Origin of the sequence: Shewanella decolorationis (assembly GCF_004354305.1) — a bacterium.
GTDB classification, from domain to species: domain Bacteria; phylum Pseudomonadota; class Gammaproteobacteria; order Enterobacterales; family Shewanellaceae; genus Shewanella; species Shewanella decolorationis.
On sequence record NZ_CP037898.1, the window covers coordinates 3384832 to 3403682 of the forward strand.

The window sequence follows — 18851 nt, forward strand, 5'->3', positions numbered from 1 at the left end:
GTAAATAAGTACTCATGCTCACCAAAGCAAAGAGCATCAGCGCACTATCGAAAAATCCAAGTAAATATCATCACCTTGGTCTTCTTCCACTGTTACCGTCAACCCGTCGGTACAAGGCACGCCCACCTCGCACCAAGCGATAAGACTATCCACCGCCGGATTACTACCTTGGGCAAGAACTTCAACGCTGCCATCGGCGCAATTGGTCACATAGCCTGTGACGCCAAGCGTACGAGCTTTGGTAAGGGTCGCATGTCTACAACCTACGCCCTGCACTTTTCCCATCAATCGGATCAGCACCCGTTTCATTTTCGTCTCCTGAACAAGGTGAGTTTGTTATTGTTATGCGAGATTAAGCATAGCCGAGTTTTCAACTTGGTTGGGCTTAAGCATGAGTAAATGATGGATTTTTAAGTGAAACACAACAAAGTAGGCATAAAAAAACAGCTAACGAGACCGCTGTTAGCTGTGTCGGGCGACATACGCAAAAGGTTGTCCATAAATGGACTAATTGGCATAAAAGTTTGTAGCATTTTGTAACAAACTATTAAGAGCGGCTACTTTACACAATTCATTATTAATTTCAACAAAATGATAGATACCGCCATAAAAATAGGGGAAGTTTAATGCTTTTTGCTGAAATAATCAGCCAAACTAACAATATATACCGTCAACCATTCCAAATATTGGCATAAATTGTTGGCTGAATTTATCCGTTGGAGGCAACAATTTGCAAATCTAGTAGACAGATAAATGTGATGGTTAGGACGTATTGACGTTTCAGGGTTATTTTTGACGGATTCGTCTGGCAAGCCCTTGCCCTTACTTTCTGTTATAAGAGGCGCTCGTCATTTGAGTAGAATAACAACACATCATTCCTCATTGCGCGAGCACATGCATGCCAGAACGAACATAATCTAATCTCAAAACCTCAACACGCCCTAAAACGCGGGATAGAAAAAGCGCGAATATTAAAGCCCTTACCGCCAAGATGAGCGGCGATAAGCACTTTTATTCACAAGAAATAATCACAGGACAAACAAGTCAAACATTAGCCTAATTTAAAGGCTTTTATCTTAGGAAGATGTGCAGCTAACTGCGGAAATTTATGGGGCTGCGTCTCGTCCCATTCTATGGGGTAATAAGGCTTAAGCGCCGCGGCGCTAGCCTCACTGTCGAGCACTTCATCCATGCGAGACAAAATACACATGGCTTTATGGGTATTCTTCAACCTGAACTCAGAGACACACTTATTGGCAATATCAGCATACTCTTCGGGGCGGTCAATTTTCCCTTGCATCGTCTCTTCAGGATGAAGATTGGGATTGATTAACACCGACTTTAACCCGTTTAAAAAGCCAATTCGCTCTGCCCAATACGCCCCTAAGCCAACTCCCACCATTAATGGCGCGGGATCGTCGCTATACTGCATTTGCTTGGCGACCTCTTTCAATAAATGCTGCATATCATGCTTGGGATGCAACGTGCTGTAGCTGATAAGCCGTACATCAGGGTCAATAAACTGCAACTGACGCATTTTTTCGTGATTACCAGGGCTAGTTGCATCGAATCCATGAAGATAAAAAATCATATTGAGACCTTTTAACAATCTGCCAAACACGGCGCATGCCACTAACCCTAGCAAATATTCATTGCAGAACCTTGCGCTACATCAAACTTTTGCCTGTTGTGCGAGCTGGATTTGCTCAGCCAGCTGCTTAGCATTTTCCCAACGGCTAGCGTTTTCTAATGCGATAGCAGTTTGCGCCGCATTGGGTTTAAGTAAACTCGCTGGATGTTGTGGCGCCGCGGCGGGCCACACAAAGCCATTTAACAGTGACATGACGCCCGGATTATCGTTACAGACCAAAATCATATCGCAGCCCGCATCCAACGCAGCTTGGGCGCGGCCTAAATAATCCCCCGCAAAGGAAGCGCCCTTCATGCCTAGATCGTCGGAGAAAATCACCCCGTTAAAGCCTAACTCTTGGCGCAAAATCTGCTTTAACCAGTAGCTTGAAAAGCCCGCAGGATTGGGGTCAACTTTAGGGTAAATCACATGGGCTGGCATAATGCCCGATAATTTACCTTTAGCAATCAACTCTTTAAACGGCAAAATATCTTGATTAAAAATCGCCTCAGCTTCACGTTCATCGATAGGTTGCGCGATATGGGAATCTGCCGCCACGCTGCCATGACCGGGGAAATGTTTACCCACAGCGCCCATGCCCGCCTCGGCCATACCCTCTATAAAACTCTGCGCTAACGCAATCACTTCACCGGGCTTTGCACTAAAACTACGTTTGCCGATCACTTGGCTAATGCCGTTAAGATCGAGCACGGGCGCAAAGCTTAAGTCGATGTCACAGGCAAGTAATTCGATAGCCATTAAAAAGCCTAATTCACAGGCCCAACGTTTAGCGAGAACCATATCACCCTTGGCCGCCGGCAAAATATCCCCCATGGCCGGAATAAGCGTAAAACCTTCGCGAAAACGCTGTACTCGTCCGCCCTCATGGTCAACGGCAATCAAAATCTCAGGACGAATTTGGCGGATCTGCTGCACTAAGGTGATTAATTGCTCACGGCTGGCAAAATTGCGGGAAAATAGGATCAAACCGCCCACTTGCGGATGGCGCAGCATCTCAGCTTCAGCCTCACTGACCTCTAAAGACAGCAGATCCAGCATTAGATAACTCATATTTCTCCCTAAAAATTCTTATTCATACTCAAAAAATAACCATAGCGATACTGGCCACTGGGTTCACAAAAATCCCCGAAAAGCGAGCCATTCGCCATCATACTTTGCTCAAAATCGATTATTTTGCCGATAAAATCGACATTCACTCGCCACTCATTAAGCTCAGCTTATCCGAAGTCTTTCTAATCAAAAAAACTAATGTGAATCTTGATACTAATCTGTGGGATACTGGGCCATAAGCGTATCACACAAGCACACTTAGTGCGGTTGATGTCTGCAGTTTGCCAGAGTTTATGGCATAAAAACCAGCGAATTGGCGTTATGACGGCAAAGATCATCCGCACACACTAAAATAAAAATCGAGACACAACAGGACTTCAATCATGATTAGCGTATTCGATATGTTCAAGATCGGCATTGGCCCTTCGAGTTCACACACTGTTGGCCCCATGAAAGCGGGCAAAATTTTTATGCAGCACCTTGCTGATTCGGGCAAAATTTCTCAAATTGATGAATTAAGAGCCGAACTCTTTGGTTCCCTCGGCCAAACGGGCAAAGGCCACGGCACGGGTAAAGCGGTCATTCTAGGATTAATGGGCGAAGATCCTGAAACCGTCGACACCGACAGCATCGATGGCATTCTTGAGCAAGTGTCTAAAAATGAGACCCTCACCCTCAGCTGCGGCAAAGTAGTCAAGTTTACCCGTGAAGACGGCATTACCTACCACAGACGTAAAACCCTTCCCGCCCATGCCAACGCCATGACACTGTATGCCTACAGCAAAGGCGAATGTATTTTTGAGCGCACTTACTACTCTGTCGGTGGCGGATTTATCTTAGACGAAGATGAAATCCATCAACGCAATGCCTCTCCAGCATCACAAATTGAATCAGCACCTTACGATTTTAATAGCAGCGCCCAATTACTGGATTTATGTACTGAGCATGGCCTGAGCATTTCTTCCCTGATGATGGCCAACGAGCTTAGCCTTGCCAGTGAAGAAGAAGTCAAAGCCAAGCTGTGGAATATCTGGCAAACCATGAAAACCTGTATCGAACGTGGTTACCAAAAAGAAGGTATTTTGCCAGGCGGTTTAAAACTTCGTCGCCGTGCGCCAGCACTCTATCGTCGCCTCAAAGCCGAAGGCCGTAACAACGTCGATCCATTAACCGCAATGGATTGGGTCGATTTATTCGCCCTCTCGGTCAACGAGCAAAACGCTGCTGGCGATCGCGTTGTGACTGCGCCAACAAACGGCGCCGCAGGCATTATCCCTGCCGTGCTGTGTTACTACGATACCTTCGTGCAAGAAGTCGATATCGATGTTTGCGCCCGTTACCTGTTAACCGCCGCTGCGATTGGTATTCTTTACAAGAAAAATGCCTCGATTTCGGGCGCTGAAGTTGGCTGTCAAGGTGAAGTCGGTGTAGCCTGCTCAATGGCAGCAGGCGCATTAACCGAGATCATGGGCGGCACAGTCGAACATGTTGAAAACGCAGCCGAAATTGGTATGGAACATAACCTAGGTTTAACCTGCGATCCCGTAGGCGGCCTAGTACAAGTGCCCTGTATTGAACGTAATGCAATGGGTGCTATCAAGGCGATTAACGCCTCACGTATGGCGCTACGCGGCGACGGTAACCACAAGGTGTCACTGGATAAAGTGATCAAAACCATGATGGACACCGGTAAAGATATGCGCAGCAAATACAAAGAAACCGCCAAAGGCGGCCTTGCGGTGAACATTGTCGAGTGTTAATCCACTCAAGCTGTTAATTAACTTAAGTCTTTAATACTGTCATGCCGCGCTTAACCGTCCAAACCTAAACGATTAAGCGCGGCATTTGTTTATCCCGTACAATCTAATACCTTAACTATCGGGACATATTTCTGGCGATATTCCGGATGTCTGCAAAAGCGTTTTCTCGATCCAATCCCTGAAATAGGCAATGCGTGAGTAATGCTCAATCACACCGTACTTACCCTCTTCCCAATTGGTTGACTCGGCATTTTGCCATGAGCTGACACCGATAAGGCAGACTAAATTTGTCGAGACGAGATATGCGGGGCCACCCGAATCTCCAGGGCCACTGATCCCCTCCAATGGTAGGGCATTCGCGTCGCGGTCAAAGACAAATTGCAACCATTGCTCCTGCACTCCGACCACGGCATTGTGTGCCGCGCGTAATTGTTTGTCGGCCCCCACAACGCCCACCAGCCCATTACCATAATCGCCACGTCCGACGAAGGTAGCAATTTTACCCGTTTCGGTTGAGGCATGATTCAATTTAGCGAGTGTAGCGTCTTCAATGGGGGAAGCCAATTGAACCAATGCAATGTCATTGGGAAAGTGCCTTTCTTTCCAAAATGGATGTTTAATCACCTCTTTAATCGAGTAAAAATCCGTTTTAAATTGCACTTTATTGCCAGTCGTTAGCTCATTAGCCACATGCGCCGCTGTCAGAATCCATTGCTTATCGATAAGGCTGCCAGTGCCAAGCACGATTTCATCACCTTTATAAAGCCCTAAAAAGGTGACCGTCGAATTATCGCGTTGCGCCACCGCTTGATATTTCGCGTCTTCCACATCATGCCTGATAATCATGGCATTGGCGGTACTCGTTATCGCCAGTAACAGCACGAACATCCATTTCATATTGAACTCCTATCCTTATATATTTATTCGTCAATAGTGTATTGAGAATATAGCGAATAAATCATCTTTAATTTCGAGAACTTAACAGCTTTTTCTCATTTGAGATATAGCTGCGGCGTTCAAATCATTCAGCCGCGATGGGTCAACAAGACATGCTGAATGACATCGCGATTTATCTATAGAAAATAAAATCGCGGTAAACTTGAGTTCACCGCGATTTTTAATATTTAACCCTAGGGCGTGTTGACGTTTCGAGATTAGATTTTGTTCGTTCAGGCAAGCGCGTGCTCGCGAAACGAGGAATGATGTGTCGTTATTCTACTCAAATGACGAGCGGCTCTTATGACAGAAAGTAAGAGCAAGGGCTTGCCTGAACGAACCCTTCGGGCAGCATTTGGCTGACGTTTCTGCCGCGTTATCGTCCGTTTATGTAGAATGACTACACTGCACGGACGTTGCCTTGCATAAAAGCCAGCCAAATTGCTGCAAAAACACCCCTGAAACGTCAACACGCCCTCGGCATTAACTATGGAGTTTAATACTGAAAAGGGTTAACAATTGGCAGGGCTATTTAAAATACAAGCTATGGAATTTAAGGTGCTCTTCAATAAAGCTCGCAATAAAATAATAGCTATGATCGTACCCCGCCTGCATACGCAAATCTAAGGGATAACCTTTGACTTTGGCGATATCACTCAATGTTTGTGGCATTAACTGTGTTTCTAAAAAGCTGTCGGCATCGCCTTGGTCGACTAAAATAGGCACTTCGCTGATCGCCAATTTGAGCAACTCACAGGCATCGTATTGGCGCCAGTGCTCGCGATTTTCCCCTAAATACTCGGTAAAAGCTTTAATCCCCCAAGGCGCATTGCTTGGATTACTGATAGGACTAAAAGCCGAAATGGAGCTGTATCTGTGGGGATGGGTTAACCCTATCACTAACGCGCCGTGCCCGCCCATGGAGTGGCCAGAGATAGCGCGCTGCTCCGTCACGGGGAAATTGGCTTCAATCAGCGCTGGCAGCTCATGCACAATATAGTCGTACATTTTATAGTGACGATTCCAAGGCGCTCTGGTCGCGTTTAAATAAAACCCCGCGCCTAAGCCTAAGTCATAGGCTTTATCCGGTGCATCGGCGACATCATCGCCACGTGGGCTGGTATCCGGGGCGACGATAGCCATTCCCAACTGAGCCGCAATACGCTGCGCGCCCGCCTTCTGCATAAAGTTTTCGTCGGTACAGGTGAGACCCGATAGCCAATACAGCACAGGCACTGATTTGTTGGCCGCCTCGGGTGGCAGGTAAATCGCAAAGCGCATCTCGCAATTCAGCGCCTGAGATTGATGGCGATACTGTTTGTGCCAACCACCAAAACTCTTGTTACAACTGATATTTTCTATGGTCATTTCAATCCCTTTCCTGTTCACTTTCAGCGTTTCGCTTGCCGTTCAAGGCCCTATTGCAAGCTTAAAACGCACAAGCAGCAGATAAGCCGTTTGCGGTTATCTGCTGCTGTGATGGCAAACCGAGCGCTTATTTATCGAAATGGATCACGCTGCGAATGCTCTTGCCTTCATGCATCAAGTCGAAGGCTTCGTTGACTTGCTCAAGTCCCATAGTGTGGGTGATAAAGTCATCGAGCTTAAACTCACCCGCGAGGTATTGTTCAACGATTTTAGGTAATTGTGAGCGTCCTTTCACGCCACCGAAGGCAGAACCGCGCCATACGCGGCCCGTCACCAGTTGGAATGGACGGGTAGAAATCTCCTGCCCTGCGCCCGCAACCCCAATGATCACAGACTCACCCCAGCCCTTGTGGCAACACTCGAGCGCGCTGCGCATCACATTGACATTACCGATACATTCGAAGGAGTAATCCACACCGCCATCGGTCATCTCGACAATCACTTCTTGAATAGGTTTGTCGACATTTTTCGGGTTAATACAATCGGTTGCCCCTAATTTACGAGCAAGTTCGAATTTTGATTCATTAATATCGATGGCAATGATCCGGCTGGCTTTAGCCATGGTCGCACCAATAATGGCCGAAAGACCGATACCGCCAAGGCCGAAAATCGCCACGGTCGCGCCTTCTTCCACTTTAGCGGTGTTCATCACGGCGCCCATACCTGTTGTTACACCACAACCCAGCAGACAGATCTCTTCTAATGGCGCGGTTTTATTGACCTTAGCCAATGAAATCTCAGGTAATACAGTGTATTCGGAGAAGGTTGAACAGCCCATATAATGGAAAATGGGCAGGCCATCTTTATAGAAACGGGTGGTGCCGTCTGGCATTAAACCTTTGCCTTGGGTCGCACGGATCTTCTGGCACAGGTTTGTTTTACCCGATAAACAGAATTTACATTCGCCGCATTCTGGCGTGTAAAGTGGGATCACATGGTCGCCCACCTGCACGCTGGTCACGCCTTCGCCAACTTGCTCAACAATACCACCGCCCTCATGACCGAGGATCGCAGGGAACACGCCTTCCGGGTCATCACCGCTTAAGGTAAACGCATCGGTATGGCACACCCCAGTCGCCACGATGCGAACTAACACTTCGCCAGCTTTAGGTAACATCACATCGACTTCTTCAATCTTGAGCGGCTGTCCCGGCCCCCAGGCCACGGCGGCCTTTGACTTGATAAACTGTGGTTTTTCGTTCGACATGCTTGCCTTTCCTTCTCTTAATCAATGGGCTTATCGATTTATGGCTTACCTCATGCCAGACTCGCTTGTAAGCATAGATTGAGTCGGACGGATAAGCTTAAAAATAGTGTTCGGTAATGCAGTCACTCGATTGTATTTATTTCATGAGGATTGATAATCTAGCATTTTAGTAATTCATTTTTACTAAGGAGTAATAATGTACCTTTGGGATGGCATATCAGAATTTGTGGCAGTGGCCGAAGCCGAGAACTTTACCCTAGCGGCGCAGCGCCTCAATGTGTCCACCGCCCACGTGAGTCGGCAAATCGGCGCGCTGGAAAATCGCCTCGGCACTAAGCTGTTTTACCGTACGACTCGCAAGGTATCGCTCACCGAAGAAGGCACGATTTATTATCGCCATTGCCGCCAATTACAGACAGGACTCGAGGAGGCCGAACGTGCCATTACCGATCTAAAGGGCTCGCCCCAAGGATTGGTGAAACTCACCGCCCCCGTGGCCTACGGCGAAAAATTTATCATGCCATTACTCAATGATTTTATGGTTCAGTATCCCAGTGTGGAATTTAATGTCGACTTGACCAACAGAACCTTAGATTTGATTGAAGGCGGCTATGATTTGGCTATTCGCCTTGGCAAACTCGCCGACTCTAGCCTGATGGCCAAACCCTTGAGTAGCCGCACCCATTATGTGGCCGCCTCACCCAGTTACGTTGAAAAATACGGTGAGCCCCATACGCTTTCGGAGTTAAATCAACATAATTGCCTGATCGGGAATCACAATTACTGGCGCTTTATTGAAAATGGCCGCGAGCGCAATATTAAGGTACGTGGCAACCTTATCTGCAACAGCGGTTACGCCCTGCGTGATGCGGCGCTAAAGGGCATAGGGATAGTGCAACTCCCTGATTATTATATTGAGGAGGACATTCATGCAGGTAAACTTATCTCCTTCCTCGACGCCCACCGCGAAGCTAAAGAAGGCATTTGGGCACTCTACCCCCAGAATCGTCACCTGAGCGCTAAAGTGCGGGTTTTAGTGGATTATTTAGCTGAAAAACTGGCGAGCAGTTAACTCACAACAATAAATCCAATATGAGTGACAATCACCTCGCGGTCGTCAGACGCCCCACCTGTTTAGCGCCAGTTTTCCCTTAGGGTGTAATACAACATCCCTAGCGCAAGGGCCTGATTACCAAACCATTCATTCAGTGGGATCCGGATATGGCGCATCGCGGCGAAGAGATCAAACTCTCGCATTTGACCATCGATCGCCTGCCCCATGATCTCTGCCATAATATGGGAAGTCGCGACGCCATGACCCGAATATCCCTGACAATAGAAGATATTAGGAGCAATTTTGCCCAGCTGGGGAATACGGTTAATCACAATTCCCGCCATGCCAGCCCAAGCAAATTCAATATCGACACCTTTTAACTGGGGGAAAGTGCGTTCAATCGCCGGACGCAGCTCGGCAGCAACGTTTTTAGGATCGCGGCCGCTGTAATTGGTGCCACCGCCAAACATCAAACGGTTATCGGCGGTTAAGCGGTAATAATCCAGCACGAAACGGCAATCATACACAGCTAAATCCTGCGGATTAAGTTGCTTAGCCAGCTCTGGCGGCAATTGCGCCGTCGCACAATTACCAAGGGAGGCGGGAAATAACATGCCCCTCAGCTGAGGTCGGCCCAATTTGTGGTAGGCATTGCCCGCGATAAGCACGTTATTTGCCTTAACCGTTCCTTTTGGCGTGACAACAGTTGCCAGCTCTCCTTGCTGAATATCCAGCACCTGCGAGTGTTCAAAAATTTTAGCGCCTAAGGAGGCTGCGGCTCGCGCCTCACCAAGACATAAATTCACCGAATGCAGATGCATATTGCGTCGATTAACTAAACCGCCGTAATACAAGGGCGAAGCTAAATAGGCGGGCATATCCTGTTCTGGCACTAAGGTCATAAACTCACCCATGCCACGGCGATTGGCTTCATCAAACATTTGCTGTAACTCTGCCAGATGTGAGGGGCGATACGCCGTCTGGATATGGCCAAATTTTAAATCACAATCAATGCGATACTTCGCCACTCTGTTTTTGATGATATCGTGGCCGCGCCAGCGAAGGTTCCACACATAATCCTCGGCCTCCTGACCAAGCTGACGCCGCAATTGCTTGGTCATGGCGGCATCGCCAGATAGGCTTCCGGTCACTTGGCCACCATTGCGGCCTGTCGCGCCCCAGGCAATTTTATTTGCCTCTAACAATGCGACCTTGTAGCCCTTTTCAGACAATTCAACCGCTGTTGCCACACCGGTAAATCCACCGCCGATAATGGCTACGTCGACCCGAACATCGCCTTCGAGTTCTGGATAATCAGACTCTTGCTTGATGGTAGCATTGTAATAAGAGGCGCAGCGTTTGGCTGACATAGGCTTTCCTTGGGCAGATTTAGGTTTTGTATGTTTTATATTTTTTACAATCGTTCAGAATTTTTTAGTATAGCGAAGTCAATAACTTGGTCAACAGAAGAATGAGGCAACTTGATAAGAATAAACGAGTTATTCGGTTCTGAATGGAAGTAGCCGCCATATTCACTTAAGCTAGAGGCCATTAGCATCTCGCAGCATTTTGGGGCACAGTTTCTTTAGATGGAAAAACCGACTTCGTTGCCCTCTGATTGGACAATTTTAGGACAAACCATGTCACAGGATACTTTTATACCGCCTGGCACACTGCCTTTTTCTCAGGCCTGTGAAAATAACAAAGCACCGATCCTCACCGTGCTACAAACCGCCTTTGCCAGTGCCAAACAGGTGCTTGAAATTGGTAGCGGCACAGGCCAACACGCGGTCTACTTTGCTGAAAATCTGCCTCATCTTTTTTGGCAAACCAGCGATCAAGTCGCTTATCTTGAGGACATTAGTGCAAGATGCCACCAGCAAGGGCATCAAAAAGGTATTCACAATCTAGGCTTACCCTTTGCACTCGATGTCACCCAACCTTGGCCCGAAGATGGTACTGGTATTGACGCCGTTTTCAGCGCCAATACCTTGCATATTATGAGCAAATCCATGGTCGAGATGTTTTTTAATGGCTTAGGTAAATATTTGCCACAACTAAATACCTTATGTATATACGGCCCTTTTAACTACCAAGGTCAGTTTACTAGCGATAGCAATCGACAATTTGATTACTTTTTAAAACAAAGAGATAGTCAGAGTGGTATTAGAGATATTGAATGGATAACTCAACTAGCACAGGCTCAAAATCTAACCTTGGTTGAAGATATCGCCATGCCCGCTAACAATCGTTTACTGCATTTTAAGCATTTATTGACCTAAAGCGTGTTATCCAGACACCAAGATTTCATCTTTAACGTCAGAGTGACAAGATACGACTAAATCTTTAAAACCTTTGTACTTGTCACCCTCAACAACGCTGAGGATGGACATTAATCTAGCCCCGCACGCAATTACGGCCATCGGATTTAGCTTCATACAGGGCTTTATCTGCTCTGCTGAACAGGGTTTCCGCATCATCCCCTTTTTGCAACGAGGCTAAACCGATAGACACTGTAATCGCCCCCAAGGAGAGTTTTTTATCTTTGCCTATGGCTAGGCGCCGCTCAGAAATACGTTCCCTCAAGGTTTCGGCCACTTGCAGCGCATCGTGAAAATGGGTATTCGGCAGTAACACCACAAACTCCTCGCCACCATAACGGGCGACAAAGTCATCGCCACGCACGCATTGTTTGAGGGCAAGCGCGACATATGCCAACACTTTATCGCCAACCTGATGGCCATAGGTGTCGTTGAACAATTTAAATCGGTCAATATCGATCAATAAAAGGCTACAGCGTGTTTGCTGTTCTTCAGCGCGGTGAATATGGTCCTGAATCGCAATTTCGTAGGCGCGGCGGTTGTGCAAGGAAGTCAATTGGTCAGTCATGGCCGCCAGACTCAAATTTTCCATTTCGGTTTTTAAGTTTTGTACCTCTTGCCCCATGGCACTTAGACTCTGCTCCATAGTTTGGTTATTCAGTAATAAATGCTGCATTTCATCAATCACCCCATCCACTAACTGATTCAATGTACTCACATCCGGTGATGATTGGAGCTGTAATCCGAAATCCGCTAAGGTGCTTGAAAATGATTCTGTCCCTTGATTTAACTGGGTAATTTTACTGATCAGTGAATTGATTAATATCTGAGTTTCAATTTGTACGTTTTCGATGACTTCAGGGGATTTCTCTTGAATAAAATTCTTGTACAGACTGGTGTTGACCTCCTTAGTAAACACGACATTGTTTGCAAGAAAGCCATCAATAGCACGATTTAAGTCGAGGTTTGATTGGGCAAAATACTCATACCAAACGGTGTAGTTTTCAGGGGTGACCGGAATATCTAGCGCGGACATTTGTGGTACTGCTAAACGTAAAATTTGTGCCGCACAATCAAGCTCTTTATTTGCTGCAGGGGAGGACATGGATCACGCACCAAGAGTTGTTATATTTTTGTATAACTTAAGTTAACTCAGTTGCTTCAATTTGGATACTGGGTACAAAAATTATTATGATGTGCCGCAAAAAACAAAGGAGGATGTTGTTAACATCCTCCTTTGAGTCATGCTCACAAACATGGACATTTTAGCCGCGGCAGCGAGCAAAGATATCTAACTTAGGTTGATACACTTGGGTCTGCACGTTCATTAATCCCAACAGACTGTCGAACAAATTGTCGTGGGAGAAGCCGCCCTTCTCGGCCTCTTTGGCTAAACACGCCATATTCAAATGGTTGTCTCGGCTAAAATCCTCCGACACCCAGGCCAGCATAGGAATACTGGTTTGTTCAATCGGCGCTATGCTGTAGGGGGCACCGTGCAGATACATGCCTTTCTCACCGAGGGACTCACCGTGATCCGACACATATAACATAGCGGTATCAAACTTAGCCTGTTGCTGTTTAAGCTTATTCACCACTTCACTGATAATGTAATCTGTATACAAAATCGTGTTGTCATAGGTGTTTATCAGCTCTTCGGCGCTGCAGTTTTGAATGTCGCTACGTGGGCAATCCGGCGTAAATTTACGGTGCTCTGGCGGATAGCGCAGGAAGTACGTCGGCCCGTGGCTGCCAATTACATGCAGGGCAATCACAGTGTCTTTCTGCTCGGCTTTAGCAAGTGCCTCGTCAAGTTTGTTGAGCAGCACTTGGTCGAAACAATATTGGCCTGAGCAAAGTTCAGGATCGCTATTCAAGTCAATAGTGATGTTTTCAACCTGATCGCACACCCCTTTACAGCCCGAGTCATTATCAAACCACTGCACTTTAATCCCGCCATGATTTAACACATCGATGGCCGTGTCTTGGGCATAGGCGCGGCGAGAATCATAATCCTCACGTCCCATACGCGAAAACATACAAGGCAACGAAACCGCGGTAGCCGTGCCACAGGAATGGGTGTCTTTAAAGGCGATCAAGCCTTGTCCCTCTGTGTGGGAGTTAGTTGGCCTATCATAACCATAGTATTGATAATTCATCGAACGGGCGGTTTCACCCACAACAAGCACTAACAAATTAGGTTTACCATTGGGATTGCGACTAACATTCTTTGCATCTAGACCTAACTGCTCATATTGGATTGGCGTTTGTAAATAGTGCACATTGATGTACTTAGCGGCCGCACCAATAAAATAGGTTGGCACGATATAACGCTTGATCTCATCATTATTACGGCCAAAGGCGGCGTAGTCTTGGAAATAGAAGAAGGCGATAATCCCGAGCCCTACTAACATCGCTAGCATAAACAACACTTTATGTAGCAACTCTTTGAAAAATGGCTTGTATTGGATATCGGCTTTGTAAATCAGATACGCGGGTAAAATCCCCGTAAGCAGCATATTGAGGATGGAAGCAAAGTTCACATACATCAGCGCTTCGGCGCTGTTGGTTTGAAAAGTGTTTTCAATCATGCCGTAGTCGAACACGACATTGTATTTGAGCGCCGCAAAAAACACGCTCGATGACAACAGCGTAAGAATGATAAAAAAGGGTTTTACTAGGTATTTCACCGTAAACAGCGAAAACACAAAACTCAGAGCAAAAACTAAAAACAATGGCATGGATGCGATAAAGATCGGATCGACATCGGGCTGTTTTTCAATGCCTTTCTTGATGACTTCAAAGAGTGGGATATTAAAAACGCAAACGTAAAATAATGCGGTGATAAAGGTGAAGCGGTTCACGGTTAGAGTTTTAAATCTCGTCAGCACTGGCAATGCTCTCTTAAATAAATAGTGGGCCGAAACTAGCTTAGTTTTCTTAAGGTAATCTTATGCCTATAAATGAATGCCATCTTAGCAACTGATTTTAACCTACTCAATAAAATAATTAATATTATTAACAAGTTAAGATACGGATTAAAAAAACGGCCGAACCTCAATGAATTCGACCGTTTTTTGCTCCCCAACCTATAGGGACTTGCTCGGTATTAACCGCGAATTGTTAAAACTGGCTATCACGCATCACGATTATTTTAACTGCTGTAATAAGTAGGCAAACGCCATCGAATTTAGTTCCGCAGCTTGATTATTATCTGCAGCGCCAGCGTGTCCACCCTCGATATTTTCATAGTAGAGCACATCTATGCCCATGTCCTTCATCTTAGCCACCATCTTACGTGCATGGCCCGGGTGTACCCTGTCATCACGGGTTGAGGTAGTGAAGAACACCTTAGGATAGTGGGTGTCCTTATGCAGATTATGGTATGGCGAATAGGTTTTAATGTAGGCCCATTCTTCAGGAACATCAGGATTACCGTATTCCCCCATCCAACTTGCGCCAGCCAGTAACTTATTAAAACGGTACATGTCCAGTAATGGCACTTGGCACACTACGGCATTATAAAGATCAGGCCGACGGGTAAAGGCTGCGCCCATCAGCAAGCCACCGTTACTGCCACCTTGAATGCCTAAATGCTTGCTCGAGGTAATCTTACGGGCAATGAGATCCTCGGCGATAGCTTCAAAGTCCTCATAAGCCTTATGACGATTTTGCTTAAGTGCCGCTTGATGCCACGCAGGGCCGTACTCGCCACCACCACGGATATTGGCCAGCACATACACGCCGCCCTGCTCTAACCAGTTTTTACCAATGGTTGCAGAATAGGCTGGACGCAGTGACACTTCAAAGCCGCCATAACCATAGAGCAGTGTAGGATTGCTGCCATCGAGCTTAAGATCCTTTGCCATCACCACAAAATACGGCACTTTGGTGCCATCTTTTGATGTTGCAAAATACTGCTCAGTTTTAAATTTATCCGCCGCAAATTGCTGAGGCATACCTTTGATTTTTTGCGGTTTTAGCGCCTTAGCATTGACGGTATACAGGGTCGATGGCTCAAGAAAGCTCGTGTAATTAACAAAGAAATCATCACTGTCGCGCTCCATATCCATCACGGTTAGCGCGCCATTGGCCTCAAAAGGTACAGGTGTACTTTGCCATGCGCCCTTCTCGTCTTGCTCGTAGCGAACCAGCTTGCTCTTCACGTTATCGAGCCAATTAACAAAAATCGCGCTCTTACTGAAACTTAACTGGGCGATTGATGCGGTAGGCGTAGGGCTAACAAATTCAGTAAATGATGCTTTTTGGGCAATCAAATCCGCCACATTGGCGTACACCACCGCGCCTTGGCTGAATTTCCCAGCAGGGGTTGCTAAGTCACTCTTGAGCTCAATAAACAACTTGCCTTGGAAATAGCCTTTGATCTCGGCATCTTGCGGGAGCGGCAACTTAATCAATTTGCCATCTTGGTAAACATATTGAGTAGCGGTATAAAAGGTATGCGCCTCAGTAACTAGGCTCAGCGGGGTTTTGTCGTCAAACATCACCCAACCCGACACCGCAACCGAGGTTTTGTCACCACTGAAAATGGTTTTCGCTTGCTCAAGCGGCGTACCACGTTGCCATAACTTCACCACGCGAGGATAACCAGAGTCCGTCATGCTTTGGCCATCGCCAAAGTCAGTACCGACAAATGCCTGATCGGTATCAATCCAACTTAGGCTAGATTTCGCTTCTTTTAAGAAGAAAGGTTTGTCTTTCGCAGGCACAAAGTCTTTAGTGGTTAAATCAAATTCACGCACTTCGACCGCATCGGCGCCGCCACGGGATAAGGACACAAAACAGCGCTGATTCTGTGGATACTGGCAATCAATCCCTTTGAATACCCAGTTAACCGCTTCGGTTTTGCCTAAGGCATCGACATCGAGCACGGTTTCCCATTTTGGATCCGCCTTGGCGTATTCTTCCATCGTGGTGCGACGGTAAATCCCCCGCACATGGGTATCATCCTTCCAAAAGTTATACAGCTTATCGCCTATATGGGTGGCGTAAGGAATACGCTCTTTATCATTGAGGATAGCAAGGCTGTTGGCAACTAAGGTATCGAAGCCCTTAAAGGCTTTAATTTCGGCGGCAGAAGTGGCATTTTGAGCCTTAACCCACTCCATCGGCTTTGCGCCTTCAACCTCTTCAAGCCAAAGGTATTTGTCTTCTTCTGCGTGGAGTTGACCACTCATTGTGAGTACCCCTGCGATGCACCAAGGCAGTAATTTATTTCGATTCATTTTATTCCTTTTAAACAGAGTCCATCTTGATTTCTGTTCTACATTACCCTAATTGCCCCCCAGTTCAACCTTTAATACAACAAGAATGTAACAAAAGGTAAGATATTGTAATCACGGATGATTAATCGAGAATGAATCGAAAATATTCGAGATGTTATGCCATAAAAAAGCGCCCATCGGGGCGCTTTAGTAAATACTGAATGGCGAGTTGACGCTGCCATTAAAACTCTTGGTTCATTCGCGTCAGCAGACTCAGCAGTAAGCTTCGCTCCTCTGCACTCATCTTAGCGGTGAGATCGGTCGTTAATTGCAAATGCAGCGCATCATGCTCAAGGAACAGCGCCTGACCTTTCTCGGTGAGCTCAACCAGAATCGAGCGTCTATCACTCTCATGTGGACGGCGCATCACCCACTGGGAATCGACCATTTTATCGATTTGTACTGTGAGCGTGCCTGTGGTCACGCCGATTTTGTCGGCCAGCTCTTTCATTCGCATCGCGCCGTGTACACCCAATAACTCTATCGTGTGTACTTGCGATAAGCTAAATCCCTTATCGCGCACAATAGCATGCTCCCATGATGATAATTTTTCATAAAACTCAATAATCACATGGTTCAGGGCCTGATCCGTAGAATGGGCGGACGCGGCTGATAAAGCATCATGCGGGTGTGCAACTGTCATTAGGCTTCCTTAGCCACACACTCACGTTGACGGCAAGTATGCAGCTCAATGGTAATATGGGATAACTCAGGGAACTTAGTCAGTAACTGATTAAAATAACTGGCTTCTTTCGGTGAGTGAGACACTATGGACACCATAATAGCATGGTGATCGGCACTCACGCGCCAAATATGTAAATCGGCCACTTGATGATCCGGTACCGCCTCTATGGTCTCACGCACTTTACGTTGTAGCGAGGCCTTTACCCCACCGTCCAACAGAATTGGACTGGTCTGTTGGATAAGCCCCCATGACCAGCGGCTGATAATAATCGCGCCAACAATCCCCATAATCGGGTCGAGCCAAGTTAAGCCCATATATTTACCGAACAATAGTGCTGCAATCGCCAGCACTGAGGTTAACGCATCGGCTAAAACGTGGAAATAAGCTGCCCTTAGATTGTGATCATGGCCCGAGTGCTCGTGTGAATGCCCATGGGAATGACCCTGTGCGTGTGTGTTTGAATGGCCGTCATGGTCATGGTCATGGTCATGGTCATGGTCATGGTCATGGTCAGCAGCATGATGATCGTGTCCATGGCGGCAATGATTATCTTGATGATCCTTATGGTCATCATCTTCATCGTCGTGATCATGGTCGTGTGAGTGACTGTGCGAATGTCCATGCGAGTGGCCATGTGAATGTCCATGTGAATGTCCATGGTCGTGGGAATGATGATCTTTCAACAGGAACACACTCAGTACGTTCACGCTTAAGCCAATCAGGGCGACAAAAATCGCTTCATTAAAGTGAATATCCTCAGGGTTAATCAAGCGCATACCCGATTCAACTAACATCACTAAGGCCACTAAGCCCAAGGCGATGGCGCTGGTGTAACCGCCAAGCACACTGACTTTGCCAGTCCCAAAGGCAAAGGCCGGATCATTGGCATGCTTACGGGCATAGGAATAGGCAAATAAGGTGATCATAAAGGCGGCGGCGTGGGTGCCCATATGCCAACCATCGGCCAGCAATGCCATAGAGCCATAAATGGTTCCGGCCACAATCTCGGCCACCATGGTAATCACGGTGAGATACAACACATAACGGGTGTTTTTTTCACCTGCGGTATTTTGACTAGAAAATCCATGGGAATGTTGCCACTGCGCGACAGAATGCCCAAGCCCAGTACTCTGCATCGGCTTCTCGGTTGAAGATGTTGTTTTCATTATTTTTTCCTAAGCGCTTTACCCTAGTTTGCATAAATTAATGAGCGTAAATTTATGCAACAAGAGCAAACCCGCTGTGGTGATTGATGACTTCTGCCGTCAGTTTAGTTTGAAAATCAAAATATATAAATATCAAAATAATCATTTTTCAAACTATTTGCATAAGTGTTGCAACGAATCACAAAATTTAAACGCAGCAAAGTACCAACCACATTCACAAGGGCCGTATAGACAAGGCATAAACTCAAAACGGGGAAGCGAACTAAACGATAAGGCAAATAACACAAAGGCGCTTAAATCGTCTGACT

The 18851-nt window shown here is 46.6% G+C and carries 15 protein-coding genes; 3 read left to right on the forward strand and 12 right to left on the reverse strand.

Annotation, left to right across the window (positions count from 1 at the left end; genetic code table 11):
• Nucleotides 1-36 precede the first annotated feature (36 nt).
• The 3 genes from EYR25_RS15195 to nagZ all read right to left on the reverse strand — a co-directional run bounded on the left by EYR25_RS15195 (nucleotide 37) and on the right by nagZ (nucleotide 2701).
• Nucleotides 37-309: an acylphosphatase gene (locus EYR25_RS15195; RefSeq protein WP_133181152.1), complete on the reverse strand. Its 273-nt coding sequence runs from the start codon at nucleotides 307-309 to the stop codon at nucleotides 37-39.
• A 742-nt stretch (nucleotides 310-1051) separates the two neighbouring features.
• The gene (gene ycfP, locus EYR25_RS15200; RefSeq protein ID WP_126513190.1) at nucleotides 1052-1591 is read right to left on the reverse strand and encodes an alpha/beta hydrolase YcfP; all 540 of its coding nucleotides are present in this window, start codon (nucleotides 1589-1591) and stop codon (nucleotides 1052-1054) included.
• Between the two features lie 81 nt (nucleotides 1592-1672).
• Entirely contained in the window at nucleotides 1673-2701 is a 1029-nt protein-coding gene (gene nagZ, locus EYR25_RS15205; protein ID WP_133181154.1) for a beta-N-acetylhexosaminidase, read from the reverse strand.
• A gap of 383 nt (nucleotides 2702-3084) precedes the next feature.
• Here nagZ and EYR25_RS15210 point away from each other — a divergent pair, with 383 nt between their 5' ends.
• On the forward strand, nucleotides 3085-4461 hold the full coding sequence (locus EYR25_RS15210) for an L-serine ammonia-lyase (protein ID WP_133181156.1): 1377 nt from the start codon (nucleotides 3085-3087) through the stop codon (nucleotides 4459-4461).
• A gap of 111 nt (nucleotides 4462-4572) precedes the next feature.
• Here the strand turns inward: EYR25_RS15210 and EYR25_RS15215 are convergent, their stop codons facing one another.
• The 3 genes from EYR25_RS15215 to EYR25_RS15230 form a co-directional block, all read right to left on the reverse strand.
• On the reverse strand, nucleotides 4573-5358 hold the full coding sequence (locus EYR25_RS15215; RefSeq protein ID WP_133181158.1) for a S1 family peptidase: 786 nt from the start codon (nucleotides 5356-5358) through the stop codon (nucleotides 4573-4575).
• A 567-nt stretch (nucleotides 5359-5925) separates the two neighbouring features.
• Nucleotides 5926-6765, reverse strand: a complete 840-nt coding sequence (gene fghA / locus EYR25_RS15225; protein WP_133181160.1) for an S-formylglutathione hydrolase — start codon at nucleotides 6763-6765, stop codon at nucleotides 5926-5928.
• Between the two features lie 127 nt (nucleotides 6766-6892).
• Nucleotides 6893-8032 carry an S-(hydroxymethyl)glutathione dehydrogenase/class III alcohol dehydrogenase gene (locus EYR25_RS15230; RefSeq protein WP_133181163.1) on the reverse strand — a complete coding sequence of 380 codons (1140 nt, stop codon included), beginning with the start codon at nucleotides 8030-8032 and terminating at the stop codon, nucleotides 6893-6895.
• Nucleotides 8033-8228: 196 nt separating this feature from the next.
• Between EYR25_RS15230 and EYR25_RS15235 the strand changes: the two genes are divergently transcribed.
• Nucleotides 8229-9104 (forward strand): LysR substrate-binding domain-containing protein, encoded by an 876-nt coding sequence (locus EYR25_RS15235; protein ID WP_023265527.1) that lies wholly within the window; start codon nucleotides 8229-8231, stop codon nucleotides 9102-9104.
• A gap of 62 nt (nucleotides 9105-9166) precedes the next feature.
• On the opposite strand, the gene EYR25_RS15240 is transcribed toward EYR25_RS15235, so the two are convergent.
• Nucleotides 9167-10456 carry an NAD(P)/FAD-dependent oxidoreductase gene (locus tag EYR25_RS15240; RefSeq protein ID WP_133181165.1) on the reverse strand — a complete coding sequence of 430 codons (1290 nt, stop codon included), beginning with the start codon at nucleotides 10454-10456 and terminating at the stop codon, nucleotides 9167-9169.
• 270 nt (nucleotides 10457-10726) lie between these two features.
• On the opposite strand from EYR25_RS15240, the gene EYR25_RS15245 reads away from it, so the two are divergent.
• Complete coding sequence (locus tag EYR25_RS15245; protein WP_133181167.1) at nucleotides 10727-11368, forward strand: DUF938 domain-containing protein; 642 nt, start codon at nucleotides 10727-10729, stop codon at nucleotides 11366-11368.
• A gap of 115 nt (nucleotides 11369-11483) precedes the next feature.
• Here the strand turns inward: EYR25_RS15245 and EYR25_RS15250 are convergent, their stop codons facing one another.
• The 5 genes from EYR25_RS15250 to EYR25_RS15270 form a co-directional block, all read right to left on the reverse strand.
• Nucleotides 11484-12512 carry a GGDEF domain-containing protein gene (locus EYR25_RS15250; protein WP_023265530.1) on the reverse strand — a complete coding sequence of 343 codons (1029 nt, stop codon included), beginning with the start codon at nucleotides 12510-12512 and terminating at the stop codon, nucleotides 11484-11486.
• A gap of 160 nt (nucleotides 12513-12672) precedes the next feature.
• The gene (locus EYR25_RS15255; RefSeq protein WP_133181169.1) at nucleotides 12673-14298 is read right to left on the reverse strand and encodes a phosphoethanolamine transferase; all 1626 of its coding nucleotides are present in this window, start codon (nucleotides 14296-14298) and stop codon (nucleotides 12673-12675) included.
• Between the two features lie 258 nt (nucleotides 14299-14556).
• Nucleotides 14557-16653 (reverse strand): prolyl oligopeptidase family serine peptidase, encoded by a 2097-nt coding sequence (locus tag EYR25_RS15260; RefSeq protein ID WP_133181171.1) that lies wholly within the window; start codon nucleotides 16651-16653, stop codon nucleotides 14557-14559.
• A 220-nt stretch (nucleotides 16654-16873) separates the two neighbouring features.
• On the reverse strand, nucleotides 16874-17335 hold the full coding sequence (locus tag EYR25_RS15265; RefSeq protein WP_109286119.1) for a MarR family winged helix-turn-helix transcriptional regulator: 462 nt from the start codon (nucleotides 17333-17335) through the stop codon (nucleotides 16874-16876).
• Nucleotides 17335-18543, reverse strand: a complete 1209-nt coding sequence (locus tag EYR25_RS15270) for a cation diffusion facilitator family transporter (protein ID WP_133181173.1) — start codon at nucleotides 18541-18543, stop codon at nucleotides 17335-17337. The genes EYR25_RS15265 and EYR25_RS15270 overlap by 1 nt, the downstream gene beginning before the upstream one ends.
• Between the last annotated feature and the right edge of the window lie 308 nt (nucleotides 18544-18851).

What these genes read in the sequence shown, in the direction of transcription:
- EYR25_RS15195 (WP_133181152.1), bottom strand. Translation starts at nt 309, where the DNA reads ATGAAACGGGTGCTGATCCGATTGATGGGAAAAGTGCAGGGCGTAGGT.
- ycfP (WP_126513190.1), bottom strand. Translation starts at nt 1,591, where the DNA reads ATGATTTTTTATCTTCATGGATTCGATGCAACTAGCCCTGGTAATCAC.
- nagZ (WP_133181154.1), bottom strand. Translation starts at nt 2,701, where the DNA reads ATGAGTTATCTAATGCTGGATCTGCTGTCTTTAGAGGTCAGTGAGGCT.
- EYR25_RS15210 (WP_133181156.1), top strand. Translation starts at nt 3,085, where the DNA reads ATGATTAGCGTATTCGATATGTTCAAGATCGGCATTGGCCCTTCGAGT.
- EYR25_RS15215 (WP_133181158.1), bottom strand. Translation starts at nt 5,358, where the DNA reads ATGAAATGGATGTTCGTGCTGTTACTGGCGATAACGAGTACCGCCAAT.
- fghA (WP_133181160.1), bottom strand. Translation starts at nt 6,765, where the DNA reads ATGACCATAGAAAATATCAGTTGTAACAAGAGTTTTGGTGGTTGGCAC.
- EYR25_RS15230 (WP_133181163.1), bottom strand. Translation starts at nt 8,032, where the DNA reads ATGTCGAACGAAAAACCACAGTTTATCAAGTCAAAGGCCGCCGTGGCC.
- EYR25_RS15235 (WP_023265527.1), top strand. Translation starts at nt 8,229, where the DNA reads ATGTACCTTTGGGATGGCATATCAGAATTTGTGGCAGTGGCCGAAGCC.
- EYR25_RS15240 (WP_133181165.1), bottom strand. Translation starts at nt 10,456, where the DNA reads ATGTCAGCCAAACGCTGCGCCTCTTATTACAATGCTACCATCAAGCAA.
- EYR25_RS15245 (WP_133181167.1), top strand. Translation starts at nt 10,727, where the DNA reads ATGTCACAGGATACTTTTATACCGCCTGGCACACTGCCTTTTTCTCAG.
- EYR25_RS15250 (WP_023265530.1), bottom strand. Translation starts at nt 12,512, where the DNA reads ATGTCCTCCCCTGCAGCAAATAAAGAGCTTGATTGTGCGGCACAAATT.
- EYR25_RS15260 (WP_133181171.1), bottom strand. Translation starts at nt 16,653, where the DNA reads ATGAATCGAAATAAATTACTGCCTTGGTGCATCGCAGGGGTACTCACA.
- EYR25_RS15265 (WP_109286119.1), bottom strand. Translation starts at nt 17,335, where the DNA reads ATGACAGTTGCACACCCGCATGATGCTTTATCAGCCGCGTCCGCCCAT.
- EYR25_RS15270 (WP_133181173.1), bottom strand. Translation starts at nt 18,543, where the DNA reads ATGAAAACAACATCTTCAACCGAGAAGCCGATGCAGAGTACTGGGCTT.